We start from the raw sequence: 19,452 nt of genomic DNA, 5'->3' as shown, positions 1-19,452 counted from the left end.
GGGCCGGTCACGCCACCGCGTGACCGGCCCTGTGCGCGTCCGGATCAGCGGGTGACGACGCTGGTGATCCGGGTGAACTCCCGCATCAGGTCGTAGCCGTCCCAGGTTGCGGCGAAGTTCAGCGCATCACCGATCGGGACGATCCGGTCCACGCCACGGCCGCCGAGTGCCCGGGCGAAGGAGGTCAACTCCTGCGCGGTGAAGCCGAAGTGGGTGACCGTCTGATCGCGCCGCACCACCACCGGGGCGAGGTCGGCCAGCGCGTCCACCCGCGACTGCGGGAAGGTGCCCACGCCGAGCCAACGCCGGGGGATGTCGGCGGGGGCGGCCAGCTCCACGGTGGCGAGCGCGTTGCCTTCGAACCGGATGCCCGTCGCCGCTCCCTCGATCGCCAGTCCGTAGGTGGCGACCCGCTTCTCCACCGCCATCGCGGCGTCGACCTCCGGGCGCTTGCCCTCCAGGACGGTACGCAGCCGGCCGAGCAGGTCGGCGCGGGCCTGCTCGGTTCCGGCCGGTTCGCCGACCCAGTAGACGGCCCGGGGGGAGGCGCACGCGGCCTGGTCGAACCAGTAGGCGTCGTTGTAGAGACCCAGTGCTGCGGCGTCCCGCTCGGCCGCGGAGGCGCCCAGCCAGCCGGCCGTGCTGATGACGGTGAACGACGAGCGGTCCGGGAAGGTCACGTCCCGGGCGTGCGGCGCCAGCGCGTGCCTGCGGATCTCCGTCACCGACCGGTCGCCGCCCCAGATGACGCGCAGGTCCGCAGCGGCGGAGAGGGCGGCGGTGACGGCGTCGTCCCGGCCGTACGTGACCATCCGCTGGGTCTGCCGGACCGCCGGGTGGGCGTCGGCGAGCGTGTCGTTCAGCGCGTCGAGCACCGCGTCCGCCGCCCCGGCGGAGCGGGACGAGATGCGCACGACGTTGGCGTTACCGGCGAGCGCCGCGAGCGCCCACGAGTAGACGAAGATGGTGTCGACGTTGGCCGGCGGCACGTGGAACACCAGACCGCGTGGGAAGCGCAGCTGGGCCGGCTCGTCCGCGACCCGGGCGAGCGCCTTGGTGATCTCGCCTCGCCGCAGGAAGAAGCCGAGCGAGGCGAGTTCCGGGTGCCGGCGGGCCACGGCGGGCCGCAGCAGCCGGCGGGCGAACGCCACCAGGAACTCGACCACCCGCTCGTCGCCGACCGTGAGGTGCCCGTCGACCGGGTCGGCCCGCAGCGCGGCGACCAGGTCGTCGACGGCGATGGCGCCGCCGGCCGGGAAACGCTCGATGAGCTTGCTCATGCCGCCTCCGCGAAGGTGTCGCTGCAGCCGCGCGCCTCGGCCCGGGGCAGCCGGCCGAGGATCGAAAACCGCTTACCCGGCCAGACGCCATCGTCGACGCCGTGCACGACGCCGCGGTCCTCGGTGAGTAGCAGGTGCCCGGGGTACGACCGGGGCAGAGTGCTGATCACCTGGACCACGCCCGGAGTACCGACCGGCACCTCCTCCCAGGTGTGCGGGTCGCGGATGATGATGTCGGAGAAGTCGGGGCAGTAGAGACCGCCGCCGTCCGGGCCCTCCAGGAAGGTCAGCCCGATCTGCTCCACCATGCCGTAGAAGTTGTGGATCCGGGTGAGCCCGGTGTCCTCCGTGAAGCGGCGGCGGAACTCGGCGTTGTCGACCGCCCGGTCGACCAGCTTCTTCCAGCCGCCGCTGTGGATGAGGATGCCGTTGCTCAGGTCGAGCCCGTGGTCCCGGGCCAGCTCGTAGAGGTAGAGCCAGGTCATGAACGTGAAGCCGAAGATCAGGAAGGGCTGCCCGCCGTGCTTGTCGAGGAACGCGCGCACGGCCGCCAGGTCGGGCTGGTCCTCTTCGTCGAGCACGAAGGTGTGGTCCCGGCCGAAGTTCATCAGGCCCAGCACACCGGCGCCACGCGCGGAGAACGACTTCCGGTTCTTGAACAGGGCCCGGGTGTCGACCAGCAGCATCGGCAGCCGCTGCGGGCCGATCACGGTACTCAGCGTCGCGGAGAGCATCTTCTGCTGCACCGAGGCGGCGTCCTTGTCGAGGTAGATGCGGCTGACGTCGCCGGTCGTACCGGACGAGGTGAGCACCTTGAACACCTCGTCGTCGGGGATGCTCTTGAGTACGTGGTGCTTGAAGAGCCGCACCGGCAGCCACGGCAGGTCGGCGACCCGCTCGTACCGGCGGCCGGGCAGGTGCCCGAGCGAGGCGAGCAGTCGGGCGTACTCCGGGCTGTTGGCGCGGTGGTGCTCGGTCAGCTCCACCAGCTCGTGCAGCAGGCGGGATTCCCGTTCGGCCTGGTCGAGGGTGAAGAGGGTCATACCTGCGCCTCCAGGGAGCGGTAATCGATCTTGCCGTTGGGCAACTGCGGCAACCGCTCGATGGTACGGACGTCGAAGCCGGACCGGTGCAGCCTGAGCCGCTCCGACAGCCGGCCGGCCAGCGCTCGTGCGCCGTCGTCGTCGATCCCCTCGACGAAGAGCACGACCTTGTCCGGACCGGAGACCGCGACGACAGGCCCCTGGTCACGGGCCATCTCCTCGATGTCGTGCAGGTTGACCCGGATGCCGAAGACCTTGCCGAACCGCTTGAGTCGGCCACGCAGCCAGACGAACCCGTCCTCGTCGAGGTGACCGAGGTCACCGGTGCGCAGCACGCCGCCCTGGTCGTCCCCGCGGCTGAGGTCCGCCGCGCTCTCGGCGTAGCCCATCATCACGTTCGGTCCGCGGTAGACCAGCTCACCGACCACGCCGGACCGGCTGGTCTCGGCGCCCTCGGCGTCGAGCACGCGGAACGAGCCGCCGGCCAACGCGGGGCCGACGGAGCCGACCCGCTCCGGCAGCGCGTCGGCCGGCAGGGTGCTCATCCTCGGCCCGGCCTCCGTGCACCCCCACATCACGTGGAACCGGCCGCCCACCGCGCTGATCTTCTCGTGGAAGGCGACGATCATCTCGTCGCGCAGCTTGCCGCCGGCCTGGGTGAGCGTGCGCAGCGACGGATACTTCGCCGGGCTCCACCGGATGCGGTGCAGCATCTCGTAGTTGTAGGGCACGCCGGCCAGCGAGGTGGCGCCGTACTCCTGTACGGCCTGCCAGAACTCCCGGGCCAGCACGCCACCGTCGACCACGAGCACGGTGGCGCCGGCGACCAGGTGGCTGGTCAGCACCGACATGCCGAAGCTGTAGAACAGTGGCAGGCTGGTCGGGGCGACCTCGGTCGGGCCGATCGCCAGCGCGGAGCCGATCGCCGTCGCGTTGGCCAGCAACGCCGCGCGGGAGAGTCGGACGAACTTCGGATCCCCGGTGGAGCCGGAGGTGGCGAGCAGCACGGCCAGGTCGGGGTGGGGCCGGTCGGCCGGGGGCCTCTCGCGCACCCAGGCCGGCCCGAGCACCGGGTGGTCGACCTGCCGGTAGTCCTTGGGCAGTTCCCCGGGGGCCGTGCCGGTGCCGCCCTCGGCGAGGCCGACCACCGCGACGGGCTCGAACCGGCGGACGAAGTCCGCCAGCACCGCCGGGTCCAGCGCCGGGTCGAGCAGCGCCACCGGGCGTCCGCCGTCGACCGCGCCGGCGAAGCGCAGCACCGCGGCCGTCGAGAGGCCACTGCGGGCGAAGACGACGCCGGGCGGCAGTTCGGCGTACGCTGCCGCGACCTCATCCACCCGGGCGGTCAACGCGGTGCCGGTGAGGATGGCGCCGGTGGCGGCGTCGACCAGTCGGGCCGACGGGGCGACGAGCCTCATACGACGAGCCCTCCGTCGACGCCGAGCACCTGACCGGTGACGTAGCGGGCGGAGTCGCTGAGCAGGAACCGGATCACATCGGCCACCTCGGCGGGCTCGCCGAGCCGACCGAGCGGCGCCGCGGCGGCCTGCGCCTGAAGCACGTCGGCCGGAAGGGCGGCGGTCAGGTCGGTGCGGATGACGCCCGGAGCGACCGCGTTGACCCGGATGTGTCGGCTGCCAAGTTCCCGGGCGGCCGACCGGGCCAGCGCGGCGACGGCGGCCTTCGACGCGGCGTACACCGACTGGCCGGCGGCGCCGCTGGTGCCCACGACGCTGGCCAGCAGCACGATGGCGCCACCACGCCGCTCGGTGCCGTCGCCGGCCTTGCGGCGGCGGGCCATCGCCCGTGACGCGGCCTGGACCGCCGCGACCGCACCGGCCACGTTGACGTCGAGGGTGCGCCGGACGTCGTCGGCGCGGACCATGCCGAGCAGGCCGCTCTCCATGATGCCGGCGTTGGCGACGAGCATGTCGAGACCGCCGTGCTCGGCGGCGACCTGCTTGATCACGGCGCCGACGGCGTCGAAGTCGGCCACGTCCAGCCCGACCCCGTGGGCCCCGAACTCCTTGGCGACCTCTTCGGCGCGGGCCGCGTCCCGTCCGGTCAGCACGACGGTCGCGCCGGCGTCGGCCAGCGCCCTGGCCGTGGCCAGACCGATTCCCCGGGTGCCGCCGGTCACCAGCGCGACCCGGCCGGCGAGCTCACTCATCGACGCCGAGACCCCGCAGCATGTCCAGCGCCACCTTGAAGCTGCTCATGTCGATGACCTGGTCGGTCTCCAACTGCACGTCGAACTCGTCCTCGATCGCGGCGACGAGCGTCATGTGGCCGAGGGAGTCCCACTGCTCGATGTCACGGTACTTGAGGTTCTCGACGTCGGTGCCCTCCGGGAGCTCGAGGGCGTCGACGAAGACCGTACGCAGCCGGTCGTTGAGAGTCATGATCGTGATTCTCCGTTGTTCGTTGTCACTGGGGGACGTCGTCGGCGCGACGCCCGGGCGGCGAACCCCACTGCGGAGTCTCCCCCCGCGCCTGTGCCTCGGCCCGGCGGGCGGCGTTCTGTGCCCGCACCCGTTCGGCCTCGGCCTTGATGTGGTCCTGGTCGTAGCGCTGGAAGACCCGTGCCGGGTTGCCGGACACCAGACTGTACGGCGGAACGTCCTTGCTGACCACCGAGAGCGGGCTGACAGTGGCGAAGTCGCCGATGGTGACGCCCATCATGATCACGCTGTTGCCGCCGATGAAGCAGCCCTTGCCGATCCGGACCGGCTTGCGCTCGATCAGGTCGCTGCCGGAGTGGTTCTCCAGCATCATGTTCGCCAGCCAGCTCGAGTGGGTGAACACCAGGCAGTTCAGGCCGATGCTGGTGTGTTCGCCGATCTCCAGGCCACCGCTGGCGTCCAGCACGGTGTTCTCGCCGATCCAGCAGTGCTCGCCGAGGACCAGGTTCTCCGGACTGATGATCTTCGTGCGCTCGCGGATCCGGGTGCTCTCGGGCAGCCCGAGATGGCGGGCCCGCTCGACGTCGTTGAGGAAGCCGCCCAGGAAGTCGTTGAGGATGCCCGTGCGCAGCCGGTTGCTGCGCTCGTCGTCGGAGAACATGCTCACCGGTTCACCCGCACCATCCGCTCGAACGCCGAGAGGTGCTGGCGGGTCACCACGTCCATCGTGAAATGCGAGTAGACGAGGTCGCGCTGCTGCTTGGCGATCCACTCCCGCTCCTGCGGGTCGTCGAGCAGGCGGACGATCGCCGCGGCCAGGTCGGCCGGGTCGTTCGGGCGGGCCAGCACGAAGTTCTCCCAGTTGTGCAGCCGCACGGCGGGGAAGTTGGTCTCCGTGACCGTGCCGATGGTGGCCCGGCCGGCGGCCATCGCCTCCAGGCTGGCCGTGCCGAAGCCGCCACCCTGGAGGTCGTGCGCCACCACGTCCGCGGCGGCGAAGTACGAGGGCACCTCGGCCGGGGGGACCGCGCCGGTGGTGATGATGGCGTCGCTGACACCCAGCTCGGCGGCGCGCTTGGCGAAGGCGTCGTAGTAGACCCGGCCGATGATCATCACCTTGGTGTCCGGGTGCTTCGCCAGCACGGTTGGCAGAGCCTCCACCAGGGCCATCCGGTCCCGCAGCGGGATGACGTGCCCCAGCGAGACGATCACCGGCTGATCACCGACGCCATGCCTGGCCCGCACGTCGATGGTCGCCGGCTGCTCGAACCGGCCCGGTTCCACCGCGACGGGGATGTACTCGAAGTCGACGTCGGTGGCCCCGTAGCGTTGCTCGCAGTACGTGGCAGCCAGCTCATCCATGATCACGTAGCGCGGCCGGAACCGCCGGATGATCGGCTTGACCAGGAAGCGGTCCAGCATGCGGAAGAGCGCCGCGTACTTCGGGTCCGGGCTCTCCAGCCGGGTGTGGATGGACAGCAGCACCGGGATCCGCCGGCGCCGGGCGTACCAGCCGGAGAGCCAGCTGAGGTCGAAGAACTGGCCGTGCTGGTGGATCACGTCCGGCGCGAACTCGTCGAGCAGCCGCGACACCCGGCGCAGGTTGCCGGGACGGGCCAGTGTGAAGGCCATGTCGAAGTCGATCGCCAGCCCGAGCTGCGGCATCGGCATGGCGGGCAACCGCACCACGCGGTAACCGTCGCGCTCCTCCTCGGCCGGTGTGTCCTTGTAGGCGGCGGTCAGCACGAGAACCTCGTGCCCGGCGGCCGCGTACCGGGCCGCGAGGGCCGCGGCCAGGTGCGAACTCCCGCCCGGTCGCGGCGGGAAGAAGTTGTTCACGACGGCGATCCGCACGGCTCACTCCTGTCCGGGGGGACGGTCGGGACGGTGGTGGGTTGAAAGGGGTCGCGGACCGCCGGGACACCAGGTACGTGTCCGGGGCGGCCCGCGGCTAAACGTCGTGCGACTAGACGATCTCGGTCTTGATGAGGTCGGTCATCCCGTCCTCGACGGCGATGGTGGGCTCCCAGCCGAGCACCTCGCGGGCCCGGGTGATGTCGGCGGCGCGCCGGCTGACCAGCACCTCGCGCGGGTTGAACTGCGGCTGCACGTCGACGCCGACAGCCTTGATCAGGATCTCGGCGAGGCTCGCGATCGAGGTGTCGAGGCCGGTGCCGATGTTGACCGGCACGTTGCCCTGCTCGGCCTCCATCGCGGCGACCACCGAGCGGGCGATGTCGTGGACGTGGATGAAGTCCATCGACTGCTCGCCCTTGCCGTCGATGACCGGCGGCTCGCCGTTCTTGAGCCGCTTCACGAAGTGGTTGATCACCGAGGTGTAGTAGGCGGTCGGCTTCTGGCCCGGGCCGTAGACGTTGAAGAACCGCAGGGCGATCCAGTTCAGGCCCTTGCTGCGCTGGTAGAAGCCGAGCAGGTCCTCGCCGGCCCGCTTGGAGATGCAGTACGGGGTGAGCGGGTCGAGCCGGTCGTCCTCGTGCATCGGCAGCTTCTTCGGGTCACCGTAGACCGAGGCCGACGACGCGAAGACCAGCCGCTTGACGCCGTGGTCGGCGGCGGCGGCGAACACGTTGTGGTTGCCGACCATGTTGATGTCGATCGACTCGTACGGGTCGGCCTGGCTCTTGTTGATCGAGACCGCGGCCAGGTGGATCACGTAGTCGCAGCCCTTCATGGCCGCGTGCACGGCGCCGCCGTAGCGGACGTCCTGGTCGATCAGCTCGACGTCGCCGGTGGCCACCAGCTCCGCGACGCGGTCCCGGTCACCGCGGAACATGTTGTCGAAGATGCGGACCTTGTAGCCCTTCTCCAACAGCATCGGCACCACGTGCAGGCCGATGAAACCCGCGCCTCCGGTGATGAAGACGGTCTGCTTCGACATGGCGGAGCGTGTCCTTCCTTGGGGAGTCAGCGGCTGGTGGCCGCGGTGTTGACGACGTCCACCAGCGTGGCCGCGACGGTCTCGACCTGGGCGTCGGTGAGGTTGGCGTGCATCGGGATGGCCAGGTGCCGGGCGAACAGGTCCGCCGAGACCGGGCAGGGCGTGGTCTGGCCGTAGAGCGGCTGGACGTGCGAAGCGTACGTGCCGAAGGTGCACTGCACGCCGCGCTGCCGCAGCGCCAGCGCCACCGTGCCCCGGTCGACGGAGGGCGCCAGCGTGACGACGTACGACTGCCAGGGGTGCTCGCGGTCGGGTGCCTCGTACGGGGTGGTGATCAGCTCGTGGTCCTTGAGCAGCTCGCCGTAGCGGGCCGCGATGCGGCGCTTCGCGGCCAGCAGGTCCGGCAGCCGGTCGAGCTGGGCGAGCATGATCGCCGCGGAGATGTCCGAGAGCCGGTAGTTGTAGCCCAGCTCGGTGAAGGTCGGGATCGGCAGGTGCGACAGCTCGGCGCGGGTGAGCGCCCCCTCCACCCCGTACGTGTGCAGCTTGCGGGCGTGGGCGGCGAGGTCCTCCCGGTCGGTGACGTAGGCCCCGCCCTCGCCGGCGGTGATGCCCTTGCGGCCGTGGAAGCTGAAGGTGGCGACGTCGGCCAGGCTGCCGGCCGGCCGGCCCTTGTAGGTGGCGCCGGCGGAGCAGGCGGCGTCCTCGACCAGGAACAGGCCGTGCTTGTCGGCGATGGCGCGCAGCTCGTCGTAGTCGGCCGGCTGCCCGAACGCGTCGACGGCGATGATGCCGACGGTGCGCGGGGTGATCGCGGCCTCAACGGCGGCCGGGTCGACCGTCCAGGTGTCGGGCCGCACGTCGGCGAAGACCGGCGTGGCGCCGGTCCACATCACCGAGTGCCCGGTGGCCGGGAAGGTGTAGTCGCCGACGATCACCTCGTCGCCCGGCTTGACACCGAGCGTGAGCAGCGCCAGGTGCAGCGCCGAGCCGCAGTTGCTGGTGGCGAGGGCGTGCCGGGTGCCGACGGTGGCGGCGAAGCGCTCCTCGAAGCGGCGGCAGGTGGGCCCGGAGCCGGCGAGCCAGCCGGAGGCGAAGACCTCGGCGATGGCCGCGAGCTCCGCCTCGCCGACCGTGGGCTGGCCGAGCGCGATGACCTCAGACATGTGACCCCCAGAGTGATGGACCCGGAGCAGTCTAGGCCAACCGGGCGGGTCGTCCGCGAGTCGGGCACGCGGGACGGCTTGGTTACCATCGGTCGCGGCGCCGGCAGGGGAGATGAGATGACCAGGTTCGTGGTGGTGGGTGGCGGCATCGTCGGGCTCGCCGTGGCACACCGGCTGATGACCGACCGGCCCGGGGACCAGGTCACCGTGCTGGAGAAGGAGGCCGGCTGGGCGGCCCACCAGACGGGGCACAACTCGGGCGTCATCCACGCCGGCGTCTACTACAAGCCGGGCAGCCTGAAGGCCACCATGTGCAAGGCCGGCAGCGCGTCGATGGTCGAGTTCTGCGAGCGGCACGGGCTCGCGTACGACATCTGCGGCAAGCTGATCGTCGCCACCGACCCGGAGGAACTGCCCCGGCTGCACGCCCTGCACGAGCGGGCCACGGCCAACGGCCTGCCGGTGCGGCTGATCGAGGCCGCCGAGGCGGCCGAGTACGAGCCGCACGTCGCGGCCGTCGCCGCGCTGCACGTCGCCTCGACCGGCATCGTCGACTTCGGGGCGGTCTGCCGCAAGCTCGCCGAGCTGCTCGCGGCGGGCGGGGCGGAGCTGCGCACCGAGACCGAGGTCACCGGCGTGGCCACCCGACCCGAGGGCGTGGTGGTCAGCACCACCAGGGGCGAGGTCGTCGCGGACGTCCTGGTCAACTGCGCCGGTCTGCACGCCGACCGCATCTCCCGGCTGGCCGGGGTGCCCACGCCGGTACGGATCGTGCCGTTCCGGGGCGAGTACTACGAGTTGGTGCCGCAGCGGCAGGGCCTGGTGCGGGGGCTGATCTACCCGGTGCCGGACCCGCAGTTCCCGTTCCTCGGGGTGCACCTGACCAAGATGATCGACGGCAGCGTGCACGCCGGCCCGAACGCCGTGCTGGCGACCGCCCGCGAGGGCTACTCCTGGGGCCGGATCAGCCCGCGCGACATCTGGGACGAGCTGACCTATCGGGGCCTGTGGGCGCTGGGCCGCCGGCACTACCGCTACGGGCTGACCGAGGTGGCCCGGTCGCTGTCGAAGAAGCGGTTCGCGGCGAGCCTGGCCCGGCTGGTGCCGGAGCTGACCCCGGCGGACATCGTCCGGGCCGGCGCCGGCGTCCGCGCCCAGGCGATCCTGCCCGACGGCGGGCTGGTGGACGACTTCCTCATCGTCGAGGCGGACCGGCAGGTGCACGTGCTCAACGCGCCCTCCCCCGCCGCGACCAGCTCGCTGGAGATCGCCCGGCACATCGTCTCCCGGCTGCCGGTCGACGCGCCGCGCTGACCCGACGGGCCCGGGGCGGGCGGCGCCGGCCCAGGACACCCGCCGGGCCGGACGGCGACCTCCGGGCCCGCAGGGTTCGGGGCGGCGAGTTCCCGGGGCCCGCACGCGGCGGGCGGCACCGGTCCAGGACCCGCGCCGGGGCGGGCGCGGGGCGGCCGGTCAGGCGGGCGTGGCGTCGGTGGCCGCCGCGCGGGGCCGGGGCACGCCGCCGCCGGCGCCGAGCCCGGTGGCCACCGCCTCGACCAGCGTGTCCAGGTACGCGTCGGTGAGCGGGGTCCGCGCGATCGCCAGCCGCCAGTAGAGCGGGCCGACGATCAGGTCGACGGCCGCCTCGGGGTCGGTGTCGGGCGGCAGCTCGCCGCGCTGCACGGCGCGGCCGATCAGCCGGCCGCCGATCTCCTGCTGCCGCGCCCGCAGCAGCTGCTGGAGGGTCTGGTCGATGGTCGGGTTGCGGGCCGCCTCGGCGAGCAGGTCGGGGATGATCTGCGAGGCCAGCGGGTGCCGCAGCGCGTGCGCCACGACCTGGAAGAGCAGTTGGAGGTCGCCGCGCAGGGTGCCGGTGTCCAGCGCGGGCAGCTTGCCGGCGGCCGCCGCGGCGACGATCTCCAGCACCAGTTCGAGCTTCGAGCTCCAGCGCCGGTAGATCGCGGTCTTGCTCACCCCGGCCCGCCGGGCCACCGCCTCGATGGAGAGCCGGCCGTAGCCGACCGCGGCGAGCTCCTGCATCAGCGCGCGGCGGATCGCCGTGGTGATGTCGTCCCGCAGCACCGCCGCGCCGGCCGGCGCCCGCCTCTTCCCGGTCGTCACCTGGAGCTCGTCTCGGCTGTCACGAGGAACAATGTAGCGCAACGACGGTACGGTTGCGTCCCGACGTGTTTCGGACTACTGTCCACGCAGCGGCGAGGCGGCGCTCCCCGCTTGGTTCCATCGTCGCGCCTCATCCGTCGTCACGAAAGATCGGAGCGCCCAACCCATGGCCAACACCGCGCTGGCCGACCCCGACTCCGGCCTCACCCAGGCGCAGCTGGCCGCCCGCCACGGGCTCCGGGTCGCCGGCGAGCGGCCGCCCCTGGGCGACTACGCCCGGCGGCTCTGGCGCTACCGGCACTTCATCGCCGCGTACGCCAACGCGAAGCTCGTCGCGTCGTTCAGCAACGCCCGGCTCGGGCAGCTGTGGCAGGTGCTCACCCCGCTGACCAACGCGGCGGTCTACTACCTGATCTTCGGCGTGGTGCTGAAGCAGGACAGCATCCCGAACTTCATCGCCTACCTCTGCACCGGTCTGTTCATCTTCAACTTCACCCAGACCGCCGTGCAGAACGGCACCCAGTCGATCACCGGCAACCTGGGCCTGATCCGGGCGCTGCACTTCCCCCGGGCCTGCCTGCCGCTGGCCGTCACGGTCACCCAGTTCCAGCAGCTCCTCGGTTCGATGGTGGTGCTCGTCGCCATCGTGCTGGTGACCGGCGAGCCGATCACCTTCGCCTGGCTGCTGCTGGTCCCGGCGATCATCCTCCAGGCGGTCTTCAACGCCGGGCTCACCATGACCGTGGCCCGGATGGGCGCGAAGCTGGCCGACCTCAAGCAGGTCATGCCCTTCGTCCTGCGCACCTGGATGTACGGCTCCGGCGTGCTCTACAGCGTGACGCTCTTCGAGAACGAGCTGCCCGGCTGGGCCTCCCGGCTGGTCGAGTTCAACCCGGCGCTGGTCTACATCGAGCTGGCCCGCGTCGCGCTGCTGGAGCAGGCGCCGCTGCTCAGCTCCTCCGTGCTCCAGCTCTGGCTGGCCGCCGCGGGCTGGGCGATCGTGATGGGCGTCGGGGGTTTCATCTACTTCTGGCGCGGCGAACAGGAGTACGGCCGTGGTTGAGCAGTTCGAGTCGTCCAACGACGTGACGGTGACGCTGCCCCGGGTCCAGGACCGGGTGCCGACCGTGGTGGTCGACGACGCGCACGTGATCTACCGGGTGCACAAGGGCGGCGGCGGAGGCGGCGGCCCGGTCGGCGCGCTCAAGCGGATGGTCAGCCGCACCTCGGCGCCGAACATCCGGGAGGTGCACGCGGTCAAGGGGGTCAGCTTCACCGCGTACCGGGGCGAGGCGATCGGGCTGATCGGCAGCAACGGCTCGGGCAAGTCGACCATGCTGCGGGCGATCGCCGGCCTGCTGCCGGTCAACCGCGGCGCGGTCTACACCCAGGGGCAGCCCTCGCTGCTCGGCGTGAACGCGGCCCTGCTCAACGACCTCTCCGGCGAGCGCAACGTGGTGCTGGGCTGCCTGGCCATGGGGATGCCGCCGGCGGAGGTGCAGCGGCAGACCCCGGAGATCATCGAGTTCTCCGGGATCAACCAGCGGGGCGACTTCGCCTCGCTGCCGATGCGCACCTACTCCTCCGGCATGGCGGCCCGGCTGCGCTTCTCCATCGCCGCGGCCAAGAAGCACGACGTGCTGCTCATCGACGAGGCGCTCGCCACCGGCGACAAGGGCTTCCGCAAGCGCAGCGAGCAGCGGGTGCGGGAGCTGCGGGAGAGCGCCGGCACGGTGTTCCTCGTCAGCCACCAGCTCTCCTCGATCAGGGACACCTGCGAGCGGACGATCTGGCTGGAATCGGGCGTCCTGCGCATGGACGGCCCGACCGACGAGGTCCTGCGGGCGTACGAGGCGTTCGCCAACGGCAAGTAGCGCGCCGGACGGCATCGACGGAGATGCCGTCGGACCGCGTCGTCCCGTTGGGGCGGCGCGGTCGGCGCGTTAAGGTTCATCCGGTCGCCGCGCGGGCGGAACCGTCTGTTCACGCACCCCTGAGAGTGAGGATTCGGCAATGACGCAGGACCACACCACTGGCCCGGACGCCGCACCGGAGACCCCGGCGCCATGGCGGCCCTCGCGGACGGTGGCGGTGGTGCTGGCCGGCGGCACCGGGACCCGGCTGGGTCTCGGCATCCCGAAGCAGCTGCTGAAGATCGCCGGCAAGCCGATCATCGAGCACACCCTGGCGGTCTTCGAGGCCGCCCCCGAGATCGACGAGATCATCGTGCTGATGGCCACCGGCCACGTCGCCGAGGCCCAGCAGATCGTCGACAAGGCCGGCTTCCGCAAGGTCACCAAGGTCATCGAGGGCGGCGAGACCCGTAACGCCACCACCCGGATCGCGCTGGACGCGGTCGGCGAGGGCGACTGCAACATCCTCTTCCACGACGCGGTACGGCCCCTGGTCAGCGGCCGGATCGTCCGGGAGTGCGTGAACGCGCTCTGGACGTACTCCGCGGTCGACGTGGCCATCCCGTCGGCCGACACGATCATCCAGGTCGACGAGGACGACTGCATCACCGACATCCCGGTGCGCTCGTCGCTGCGCCGCGGCCAGACCCCGCAGGCGTTCCGCTCGGGCACGATCCGCGAGGCGTACCGGATCGCCGAGGGCGACCCCCACTTCGCCGCCACCGACGACTGCGGCGTGGTGCTGCGCTACCTGCCGGGCACGCCGATCAAGGTCATCGACGGCTCCGACGAGAACATCAAGGTCACCCACCCGGTCGACGTGCACCTCGCGGACAAGCTGTTCCAGCTCGCCGCCGCGCAGGCCCCCCGGGTCACCGACCACCGCAGCTACACCGAGGAGCTGACCGGCCGGACCATCGTCATCTTCGGCGGCAGCTACGGCATCGGCCACGACCTGGCCGAGCTGGCCCGCCGCTACGGCGCGCAGGTCTTCCCGTTCAGCCGCTCCAGCACCGGCACCCACGTGGAGCGCGCCGCGGACGTCGAGGCGGCGCTGAAGACCGCCTTCGAGGCCACCGGCCGGATCGACCACGTGGTGGTCACCGCCGGCATCCTGGAGAAGGGCGCCCTCGTCGAGATGGACGAGGAGACCATGGACCGGGTGCTCCAGGTCAACTTCGTCGGGCCGGTCATCGCCGCCCGCCAGTCGCTGCCCTACCTCCAGCAGACCAAGGGCCAGCTGCTGCTCTACACGTCCAGCTCCTACACCCGGGGTCGCGCCCAGTACGCCCTCTACTCCTCCACCAAGGCGGCCCTGGTCAACCTCACCCAGGCGCTCTCCGACGAGTGGGCCGAGTTCGGCGTACGGGTCAACTGCATCAACCCCGAGCGCACCGCGACCCCCATGCGCACGAAGGCGTTCGGCGAGGAGCCGGAGCACACCCTGCTCGCCGCCGAGACCGTCGCCCAGGCCTCGCTGGACGTGCTGATCTCGGAGCTGACCGGTCAGGTCATCGACGTGCGCCGCGCGCCGGGCGAGGTGCCGGCCCAGCCGGTGCCGGGGCAGGCCGAGCGGGCCGCCAGCCCGGCCAGCGCCGGCTGACGCGGGTCTCGGGCCACGGCGGGGAACGGAGCCGACATGCGTGGTGACCTGGTCCGGAAGCTGATCGCCCGCGCCCTGGCCACCGGCCTGGCGGTGCTGGCGTTCCTCGTCGTCGCGCTGACCGGCGCGACCGGCTGGGGGCTGGGGCTGGCGGTGGCCGCCCTCGCGGCGGCCGCCTGGGAACGGCGGGTCCGCCCGGGCGCCGACAGCGTCGCCGAGACCGCGCTGGTCGCGGCGGCGGTCCTGGTCGGGTACGCCCGGCGCCTCGACGCCGGTTTCGACCCCGCGCTGGCCGCGACGGCGCTGGTCCTGCTGGGCTTGGTGCTGCTCGTCGGGCCGCTGCGGGACGCCGGCGGCCTGGAGGTGCGCGCCGCGAACCTGCCGGTGCGCACCTGGACGCCCCTGGTCGCCGCGCGCCTCGGCGACGCCCTGCTGGGGCTGCTCGCCGTGGTGGCGGCCGCCGCCGCGGCGACCCTGCCGGCCGGTGTGGCGCTGGGCGCCGTCGCGCTGGTCGCCGCCGGCGCCGGTGCCGTCGGGCTGGACCTGGCCCGGCGGCGGTTCCGGCCGGGGGCCGGCGGGTCGGCGGTCTCCCGCGCGCTGCGCCGGCACCAGCCCGAGTTCCTGCTCCACTTCTCCGCCCCGCCCGGCTCGGAATACCAGGTCACCATGTGGCTGCCGTACCTGGAGCGGATCGGCCGGCCGTTCCTGGTCATGGTGCGGGAGCCGGAGTTCCTGCCCACCGTCGCCGCGGCCACCACGGCGCCGGTGGTCTACTGCCCGACGACGAAGGCGATGGACGAGGCGCTGGTGCCGAGCCTGCGGGTGGCGTTCTACGTCAACCACGGCGCGAAGAACAGCCACTGCATCCGCTTTACCCAGCTCACCCACGTCCAGCTGCACCACGGCGACAGCGACAAGGCGCCCAGCGCCAACCCGGTCTCCGCCATCTTCGACCGGATCTTCGTCGCCGGTCAGGCCGCCGTCGACCGGTACGCCCGCGCGGGCGTGGACATCCCGGCGGAGAAGTTCGTGGTGGTCGGCCGGCCGCAGGTCGAGTCGATCGAGGTCCGCCCGGAGCCGGTGCGCGGCCTGCCGAACCCCACGGTGCTCTACACGCCGACCTGGACGGGCCACCACGCGGACGCCAACTACTGCTCCCTGCCGGTGGCCGAGGCGCTGCTGCGCGGGCTGTTGGCGCGGGGCGCGACGGTGATCCTGCGGGCCCACCCGTACACCTCGCAGAACCCGGCCTCGGCGCGGCAGCTGGGCCGGCTCACGGAGCTGCTGGCCGCCGACCGGGCCCGTACCGGCCGGCAGCACGTCTTCGGCGCCGCCGCCACCCGCGAGCTGACCCTGACGGAGTGCGTGAACCGCTCGGACGCGCTGGTCTCCGACGTGTCCGGGGTGATCTCCGACTACCTCTACTCCGGCAAGCCGTACGCGGTCACCGACATGGGCGACGAGGGCGACCGGTTCGCCGAGCGGTTCCCGCTGGCCGGCTCGGGGTACGTACTGCGCCGCGACATGTCCAACGTGGACGAGGTGCTGGCCGCGCTGCTCGACACCGACCCGCTCGCCGCCGCCCGCTGGGCCACCCGGAGCCGCTACCTGGGCGACTTCCCGGCCGAGTCGTACGCCGAGGCGTTCCTGGACGCCGCGCGGCGGCAGCTCGACGCGGACTGGAACCCGCCGACGCCGCGCGCCGTCGGCGGGACCGGCCTGCCGGTCGAGCCGGACGAGGCGACCCTCTCCGCCACCACCTGACCGGCCGGCACCCGGCGGGTCAGCGGTACGGGTCGACCAGCTCCAGGACGGCCTCGGGGGCCTCGACGTGGGCGTTGTGGCCCAGGCCGGGCAGGGTGGCGACCGGCACGCCCAGCTCCTTGAGCTGGGCGTCGGTGACCATGGGGTCGTGCTCGCCGCGGGCCAGCAGCACCGGCACGTCCGTCGCCGCCAGCAGGGTCGGCAGGTCCGGCTCCCCCACCCCGAACGCGGCGGGGTCCATCGCCAGCCGCCAGCGGCCGTCGACCTGCCGCAGCCCGGCCTCGACCACGGGGTGGTCCGGCGCGAAGAGCCCGGTCAGGCCGGCCACCCGCAGGTACCGGCGGGCCGCCTCGTCCCGGCTGGCGAACCAGGTCACCGGTCGGGCGGCCAACTCCCTGGCCTTCGCCAGCTCGGCCGGGGACCAGACTGCCTTGATGCCGAGCCCGACCACGGCGTCGACCGGCAGCCCGGCGCGGCGGGCGGCCAGCGCCAGCCCGACCACGCCGCCGAGGGAGTGCCCCAGCACGACGAGCCGGTCCCCCGCCGCGAGCCCCGCGGCGATCCGGTCGGCCAGCCCGGCGAACGAGTACGCCGGCAGCGGCGGCGACCAGCCGTGGCCGGCGAGGTCCGGCGCCAGCCACCGCCCCGCCCACCGGCGCTCCAGCAGCGGCGCCCAGGGCAGCCACACGTCCCCGGTCGCGCCCATGCCGTGCAGCAGCAGCAGGACGCGCCGGCCGTCCCGGTCACCCGATTCATCGACCATAGGCCGCAGTGTGCCACCCGCCGTACGCCCCGGCGAGGGCCGTGACCCGGAGACGACATCGGGCGCCGGCTCCCGGGGTGGGGAGCCGACGCCCGACGGGTGTCTTTCTCAGGCGGAGTAGCCGCGGGTGGCGGCCCAGTTCGCCAGGGCGATGGTGGACATCCAGTACGAGGCGGTCGCCGGGTTCGCCGAGTCGGCGATCTTCACCAGCCGGCCCTCGTCCTGGTAGCCCACGACGGCGATGTAGTGGCCGCCGGGGAACGAGTGCCAGCCGCCGTCGGTGTCCGTGGCGCTGCCGGCGACGTTCACCACGACGCCCCGCCCGTCCGTGATGGCGGCGACCACGTCGGCCTGGAGCTGGTCCATCTGCGCCGGGGTCGCGGCACCGCCCGGGATCATCCGGGTCCGGTACGGGTCACCCTTCACCGTCGCGTTCAGCACCCGGGTGGTGTCCTCGGCCGAGTCGGTGCCCATCTCGTCGGTGCCCAGCTGGGCACCGAGGGCGTCCTGGCTGCGCGCGATGCCGGCGGCGCTGAGGGCGTGCCGGACGGCGGCCGGACCGCAGTTGTAGAAGGTGGTCTGGGCCTGGTAGTCGTAGTCCAGGGACTTCGCCTTCGGCGGCTTCGGCGGCTCCGGCTTGCGGGTCAGGTCCGGGTTCGGGGCGGCGCTGGTGGCGCTGGCCGACGGAGCGGCGCTGGACGCGGCCGGGGCGCCGGTCGACGGGGCCGCCGCGACGCGGGCGTCGCCACGCGAGGCGACGGTGCCGTCCCGCAGCTCGCTCACGGCCACCGGGGCCTGTGCGGCGGCGGGCGCCTCGTCGGTGCCGGCCAGCAGCGCGCCGGTGCCCGACGCGAGCACGAGCGCCGCGGCCGACGCGGCGGCCACCTGGTACGGACGCTCGGACGTGAGGCGACGGAGCTGTCGCTTGAGGTGGTGCTTCACGGTTTCCTCCACGGGCTCGGGGGGTGAGCGGCCGCCGGTCCGCGCAGGGGGGACCGACCGCGCGGACGGCGTCCGGCGGTGGTGGACCACTCAGGGGATGCGCCCGGGATGCCGGGCGACGGGCGGTGACCGGTGGGTCAGCTCGCGGCGTGCGGCCGGGCGAGCGCGGGCACCGCGGCGCCGTGGAGGCGCCGGAACGACCGGGGGGCGGGTGGGTGCTGCACGGGGATGGAACTCCTTCCGACGCCGCCGACCGGGTTAGCTGACGGACTCGGGCGGGAAGAACGCCCTACCGCGGGCCGTGGCCCGCGGATTCACCCCGATGTTGCACTGGGTCCCCGGCTCGCCTGTTCACGATTAGGCGGGTCGGCGCGGCGTCGCCTCTTGCGATCGGGTACCGCACCGGACGGGCCGACACTACTGGCCGGCCCGCGCCCTGCCAACCCGCTCCCACCTGCTTAAACCTTGATCGAGAGACTTTTTTTGCGGTCAGTTCGGCACTGACGTGACTCAATGGGACGACCGTTTCCTGACGCACCTTGCGTCGACAACCGGACGAGCGGCGGACATCGGCGCGGAATCGTCGGCGGGAATCGGCCGGGCCGTGCCGGATGACCGGTTCGGCACCGCTATGACCGGCGTCACGAAATTGCCCCGGCGGTTCAGCCCACCCGCGCGGGCCGCCACCGCACGGCGAGCGCGGGCCGACGCCCGGCGGTTCAGCCCACCCGCGCGGGCCGCCACCGCGCGGCGAGCGCGGGCCGACGCCCGGCGGAGACCGGCCGGGCCGCCGGGAGCCGGCCCGGCCGGAGCCGGACCGCTGCGGCGTACGCCTCCCCGGCCAGGGCCCGCGCCGCCTCGGCGGCCAGGTCGGCGTCCCGCCACGCCAACCGTTCCCGCTCGGCGGCGGCCCGGTGCTCGGCCCGCCTCGCGTCGCGTACCGCCCGGGCCAGCGCGATCTCCTGCTCGACCGGGTGTCGGCGGGGATCCCAGCCGGCCCGGCGGCCGAACACCTCGCGGAGTTGGCGGGTGGAGAGGTCGCCGCGCCAGTGGGCCGCCACCGCCGCCTGGTGCAGCCAGCGCTCGCGGGCGGCGTACTCGGCGGGCGTGCGCGGGGTGCGCGGGGCGGGCAGGGCGGCGGCCCCGGTGAAGCGGCGGGCGGCGGTCTCCGCCTCGTCGTACGCCCGCCAGGCCCGGTCGGCCTCCTCCTGCGCGGCGAGCCAGTCGGCCCGCCGCCGCCGGGCGGTGCGGGCGGCCCGGCCCGCCGCGACGGCCACCTCCTCGGCGTAGCGGCGCAGGTCGGCGGCCTCCGCCGCAGGGTCGACCGCGGGCGGGGCGACCGGCTCGTCGGCGGGACGGACCCGCTCGGGGCGGGCGACCAGCACCGCGAGCACGGTCAGGGCCAGCAGGAGCAGGGCGGACCAGATGGCGGCGGCCCGCGGCACCTCGATCAGGAACTGGTAGACGACGGTCTCCATGGTCGGCACCTCACGGGGAGCGAGTGCGGCAGCGGGGCGCACGCGGCGCCGGGTGGCGGGGCGCGGCGGTGCCACGTC

Annotated in this window: 18 protein-coding genes and 1 riboswitch; of the genes, 5 read left to right on the top strand and 13 right to left on the bottom strand. The window is 73.0% G+C overall.

Annotation, left to right across the window (positions count from 1 at the left end; genetic code table 11):
* Window positions 1-44: 44 nt before the first annotated feature.
* From ABZ793_RS04570 to ABZ793_RS04530, 9 genes are all read right to left on the bottom strand, one after another.
* Entirely contained in the window at window positions 45-1,280 is a 1,236-nt protein-coding gene (locus ABZ793_RS04570) for an acyl-CoA reductase (protein WP_357451811.1), read from the bottom strand.
* Complete coding sequence (locus tag ABZ793_RS04565) at window positions 1,277-2,323, bottom strand: acyl-protein synthetase (RefSeq protein WP_357451808.1); 1,047 nt, start codon at window positions 2,321-2,323, stop codon at window positions 1,277-1,279. The genes ABZ793_RS04570 and ABZ793_RS04565 overlap by 4 nt, the downstream gene beginning before the upstream one ends.
* On the bottom strand, window positions 2,320-3,741 hold the full coding sequence (locus tag ABZ793_RS04560) for an AMP-binding protein (RefSeq protein WP_357451805.1): 1,422 nt from the start codon (window positions 3,739-3,741) through the stop codon (window positions 2,320-2,322). Before ABZ793_RS04560 ends, ABZ793_RS04565 begins: the two co-directional genes overlap by 4 nt.
* Window positions 3,738-4,493, bottom strand: coding sequence for an SDR family oxidoreductase (locus tag ABZ793_RS04555; protein ID WP_357451802.1), 756 nt, complete (start codon window positions 4,491-4,493; stop codon window positions 3,738-3,740). The genes ABZ793_RS04560 and ABZ793_RS04555 overlap by 4 nt, the downstream gene beginning before the upstream one ends.
* Entirely contained in the window at window positions 4,486-4,725 is a 240-nt protein-coding gene (locus tag ABZ793_RS04550; protein ID WP_357451799.1) for an acyl carrier protein, read from the bottom strand. The genes ABZ793_RS04555 and ABZ793_RS04550 overlap by 8 nt, the downstream gene beginning before the upstream one ends.
* 25 nt (window positions 4,726-4,750) lie before the next feature.
* On the bottom strand, window positions 4,751-5,386 hold the full coding sequence (locus ABZ793_RS04545) for an acyltransferase (protein ID WP_357452323.1): 636 nt from the start codon (window positions 5,384-5,386) through the stop codon (window positions 4,751-4,753).
* Window positions 5,387-5,388: 2 nt separating this feature from the next.
* The gene (locus ABZ793_RS04540; RefSeq protein ID WP_357451796.1) at window positions 5,389-6,579 is read right to left on the bottom strand and encodes a glycosyltransferase family 4 protein; all 1,191 of its coding nucleotides are present in this window, start codon (window positions 6,577-6,579) and stop codon (window positions 5,389-5,391) included.
* Between the two features lie 112 nt (window positions 6,580-6,691).
* Window positions 6,692-7,624, bottom strand: a complete 933-nt coding sequence (locus ABZ793_RS04535; protein WP_357451794.1) for an NAD-dependent epimerase/dehydratase family protein — start codon at window positions 7,622-7,624, stop codon at window positions 6,692-6,694.
* A 26-nt stretch (window positions 7,625-7,650) separates the two neighbouring features.
* Window positions 7,651-8,790, bottom strand: a complete 1,140-nt coding sequence (locus ABZ793_RS04530; protein ID WP_357451792.1) for a DegT/DnrJ/EryC1/StrS family aminotransferase — start codon at window positions 8,788-8,790, stop codon at window positions 7,651-7,653.
* 117 nt (window positions 8,791-8,907) lie between these two features.
* Here ABZ793_RS04530 and lhgO point away from each other — a divergent pair, with 117 nt between their 5' ends.
* Complete coding sequence (gene lhgO / locus ABZ793_RS04525) at window positions 8,908-10,104, top strand: L-2-hydroxyglutarate oxidase (RefSeq protein ID WP_350706515.1); 1,197 nt, start codon at window positions 8,908-8,910, stop codon at window positions 10,102-10,104.
* Between the two features lie 159 nt (window positions 10,105-10,263).
* Here lhgO and ABZ793_RS04520 read toward each other — a convergent pair whose 3' ends face one another.
* On the bottom strand, window positions 10,264-10,911 hold the full coding sequence (locus tag ABZ793_RS04520) for a TetR/AcrR family transcriptional regulator (protein ID WP_357451789.1): 648 nt from the start codon (window positions 10,909-10,911) through the stop codon (window positions 10,264-10,266).
* A 166-nt stretch (window positions 10,912-11,077) separates the two neighbouring features.
* On the opposite strand from ABZ793_RS04520, the gene ABZ793_RS04515 reads away from it, so the two are divergent.
* The 4 genes from ABZ793_RS04515 to ABZ793_RS04500 all read left to right on the top strand — a co-directional run bounded on the left by ABZ793_RS04515 (window position 11,078) and on the right by ABZ793_RS04500 (window position 16,191).
* Window positions 11,078-11,974: an ABC transporter permease gene (locus ABZ793_RS04515; RefSeq protein ID WP_357451786.1), complete on the top strand. Its 897-nt coding sequence runs from the start codon at window positions 11,078-11,080 to the stop codon at window positions 11,972-11,974.
* A complete protein-coding gene (locus ABZ793_RS04510) occupies window positions 11,967-12,785 on the top strand; it encodes an ABC transporter ATP-binding protein (protein ID WP_350706519.1) in 819 nt (272 codons plus the stop codon). The genes ABZ793_RS04515 and ABZ793_RS04510 overlap by 8 nt, the downstream gene beginning before the upstream one ends.
* A gap of 139 nt (window positions 12,786-12,924) precedes the next feature.
* Window positions 12,925-14,427 carry a bifunctional cytidylyltransferase/SDR family oxidoreductase gene (locus ABZ793_RS04505; protein ID WP_357451782.1) on the top strand — a complete coding sequence of 501 codons (1,503 nt, stop codon included), beginning with the start codon at window positions 12,925-12,927 and terminating at the stop codon, window positions 14,425-14,427.
* Window positions 14,428-14,463: 36 nt separating this feature from the next.
* The gene (locus ABZ793_RS04500; protein ID WP_357451779.1) at window positions 14,464-16,191 is read left to right on the top strand and encodes a CDP-glycerol glycerophosphotransferase family protein; all 1,728 of its coding nucleotides are present in this window, start codon (window positions 14,464-14,466) and stop codon (window positions 16,189-16,191) included.
* A 19-nt stretch (window positions 16,192-16,210) separates the two neighbouring features.
* Here ABZ793_RS04500 and ABZ793_RS04495 read toward each other — a convergent pair whose 3' ends face one another.
* From ABZ793_RS04495 to ABZ793_RS04485, 3 genes are all read right to left on the bottom strand, one after another.
* Complete coding sequence (locus tag ABZ793_RS04495; protein ID WP_357451776.1) at window positions 16,211-16,954, bottom strand: alpha/beta hydrolase; 744 nt, start codon at window positions 16,952-16,954, stop codon at window positions 16,211-16,213.
* A 108-nt stretch (window positions 16,955-17,062) separates the two neighbouring features.
* Window positions 17,063-17,908 carry a C39 family peptidase gene (locus tag ABZ793_RS04490; protein WP_350706526.1) on the bottom strand — a complete coding sequence of 282 codons (846 nt, stop codon included), beginning with the start codon at window positions 17,906-17,908 and terminating at the stop codon, window positions 17,063-17,065.
* 220 nt (window positions 17,909-18,128) lie between these two features.
* A riboswitch (cyclic di-AMP (ydaO/yuaA leader) is annotated at window positions 18,129-18,270 on the bottom strand.
* A gap of 345 nt (window positions 18,271-18,615) precedes the next feature.
* Window positions 18,616-19,374 carry a hypothetical protein gene (locus ABZ793_RS04485; protein ID WP_357451772.1) on the bottom strand — a complete coding sequence of 253 codons (759 nt, stop codon included), beginning with the start codon at window positions 19,372-19,374 and terminating at the stop codon, window positions 18,616-18,618.
* Between the last annotated feature and the right edge of the window lie 78 nt (window positions 19,375-19,452).

Origin of the sequence: Micromonospora sp. NPDC047465, assembly GCF_040643125.1 — a bacterium.
GTDB lineage: Bacteria > Actinomycetota > Actinomycetes > Mycobacteriales > Micromonosporaceae > Micromonospora.
Note: the sequence above shows the minus strand (reverse complement) of the source record. Positions and strands in the feature narration are given on the sequence as shown.

Coding starts and splice junctions, on each gene's coding strand:
- ABZ793_RS04570 (WP_357451811.1), bottom strand. CDS start 1,280: ATGAGCAAGCTCATCGAGCGTTTCCCGGCCGGCGGCGCCATCGCCGTC.
- ABZ793_RS04565 (WP_357451808.1), bottom strand. CDS start 2,323: ATGACCCTCTTCACCCTCGACCAGGCCGAACGGGAATCCCGCCTGCTG.
- ABZ793_RS04560 (WP_357451805.1), bottom strand. CDS start 3,741: ATGAGGCTCGTCGCCCCGTCGGCCCGACTGGTCGACGCCGCCACCGGC.
- ABZ793_RS04555 (WP_357451802.1), bottom strand. CDS start 4,493: ATGAGTGAGCTCGCCGGCCGGGTCGCGCTGGTGACCGGCGGCACCCGG.
- ABZ793_RS04550 (WP_357451799.1), bottom strand. CDS start 4,725: ATGACTCTCAACGACCGGCTGCGTACGGTCTTCGTCGACGCCCTCGAG.
- ABZ793_RS04545 (WP_357452323.1), bottom strand. CDS start 5,386: ATGTTCTCCGACGACGAGCGCAGCAACCGGCTGCGCACGGGCATCCTC.
- ABZ793_RS04535 (WP_357451794.1), bottom strand. CDS start 7,624: ATGTCGAAGCAGACCGTCTTCATCACCGGAGGCGCGGGTTTCATCGGC.
- ABZ793_RS04530 (WP_357451792.1), bottom strand. CDS start 8,790: ATGTCTGAGGTCATCGCGCTCGGCCAGCCCACGGTCGGCGAGGCGGAG.
- lhgO (WP_350706515.1), top strand. CDS start 8,908: ATGACCAGGTTCGTGGTGGTGGGTGGCGGCATCGTCGGGCTCGCCGTG.
- ABZ793_RS04515 (WP_357451786.1), top strand. CDS start 11,078: ATGGCCAACACCGCGCTGGCCGACCCCGACTCCGGCCTCACCCAGGCG.
- ABZ793_RS04505 (WP_357451782.1), top strand. CDS start 12,925: ATGACGCAGGACCACACCACTGGCCCGGACGCCGCACCGGAGACCCCG.
- ABZ793_RS04500 (WP_357451779.1), top strand. CDS start 14,464: ATGCGTGGTGACCTGGTCCGGAAGCTGATCGCCCGCGCCCTGGCCACC.
- ABZ793_RS04495 (WP_357451776.1), bottom strand. CDS start 16,954: ATGGTCGATGAATCGGGTGACCGGGACGGCCGGCGCGTCCTGCTGCTG.
- ABZ793_RS04485 (WP_357451772.1), bottom strand. CDS start 19,374: ATGGAGACCGTCGTCTACCAGTTCCTGATCGAGGTGCCGCGGGCCGCC.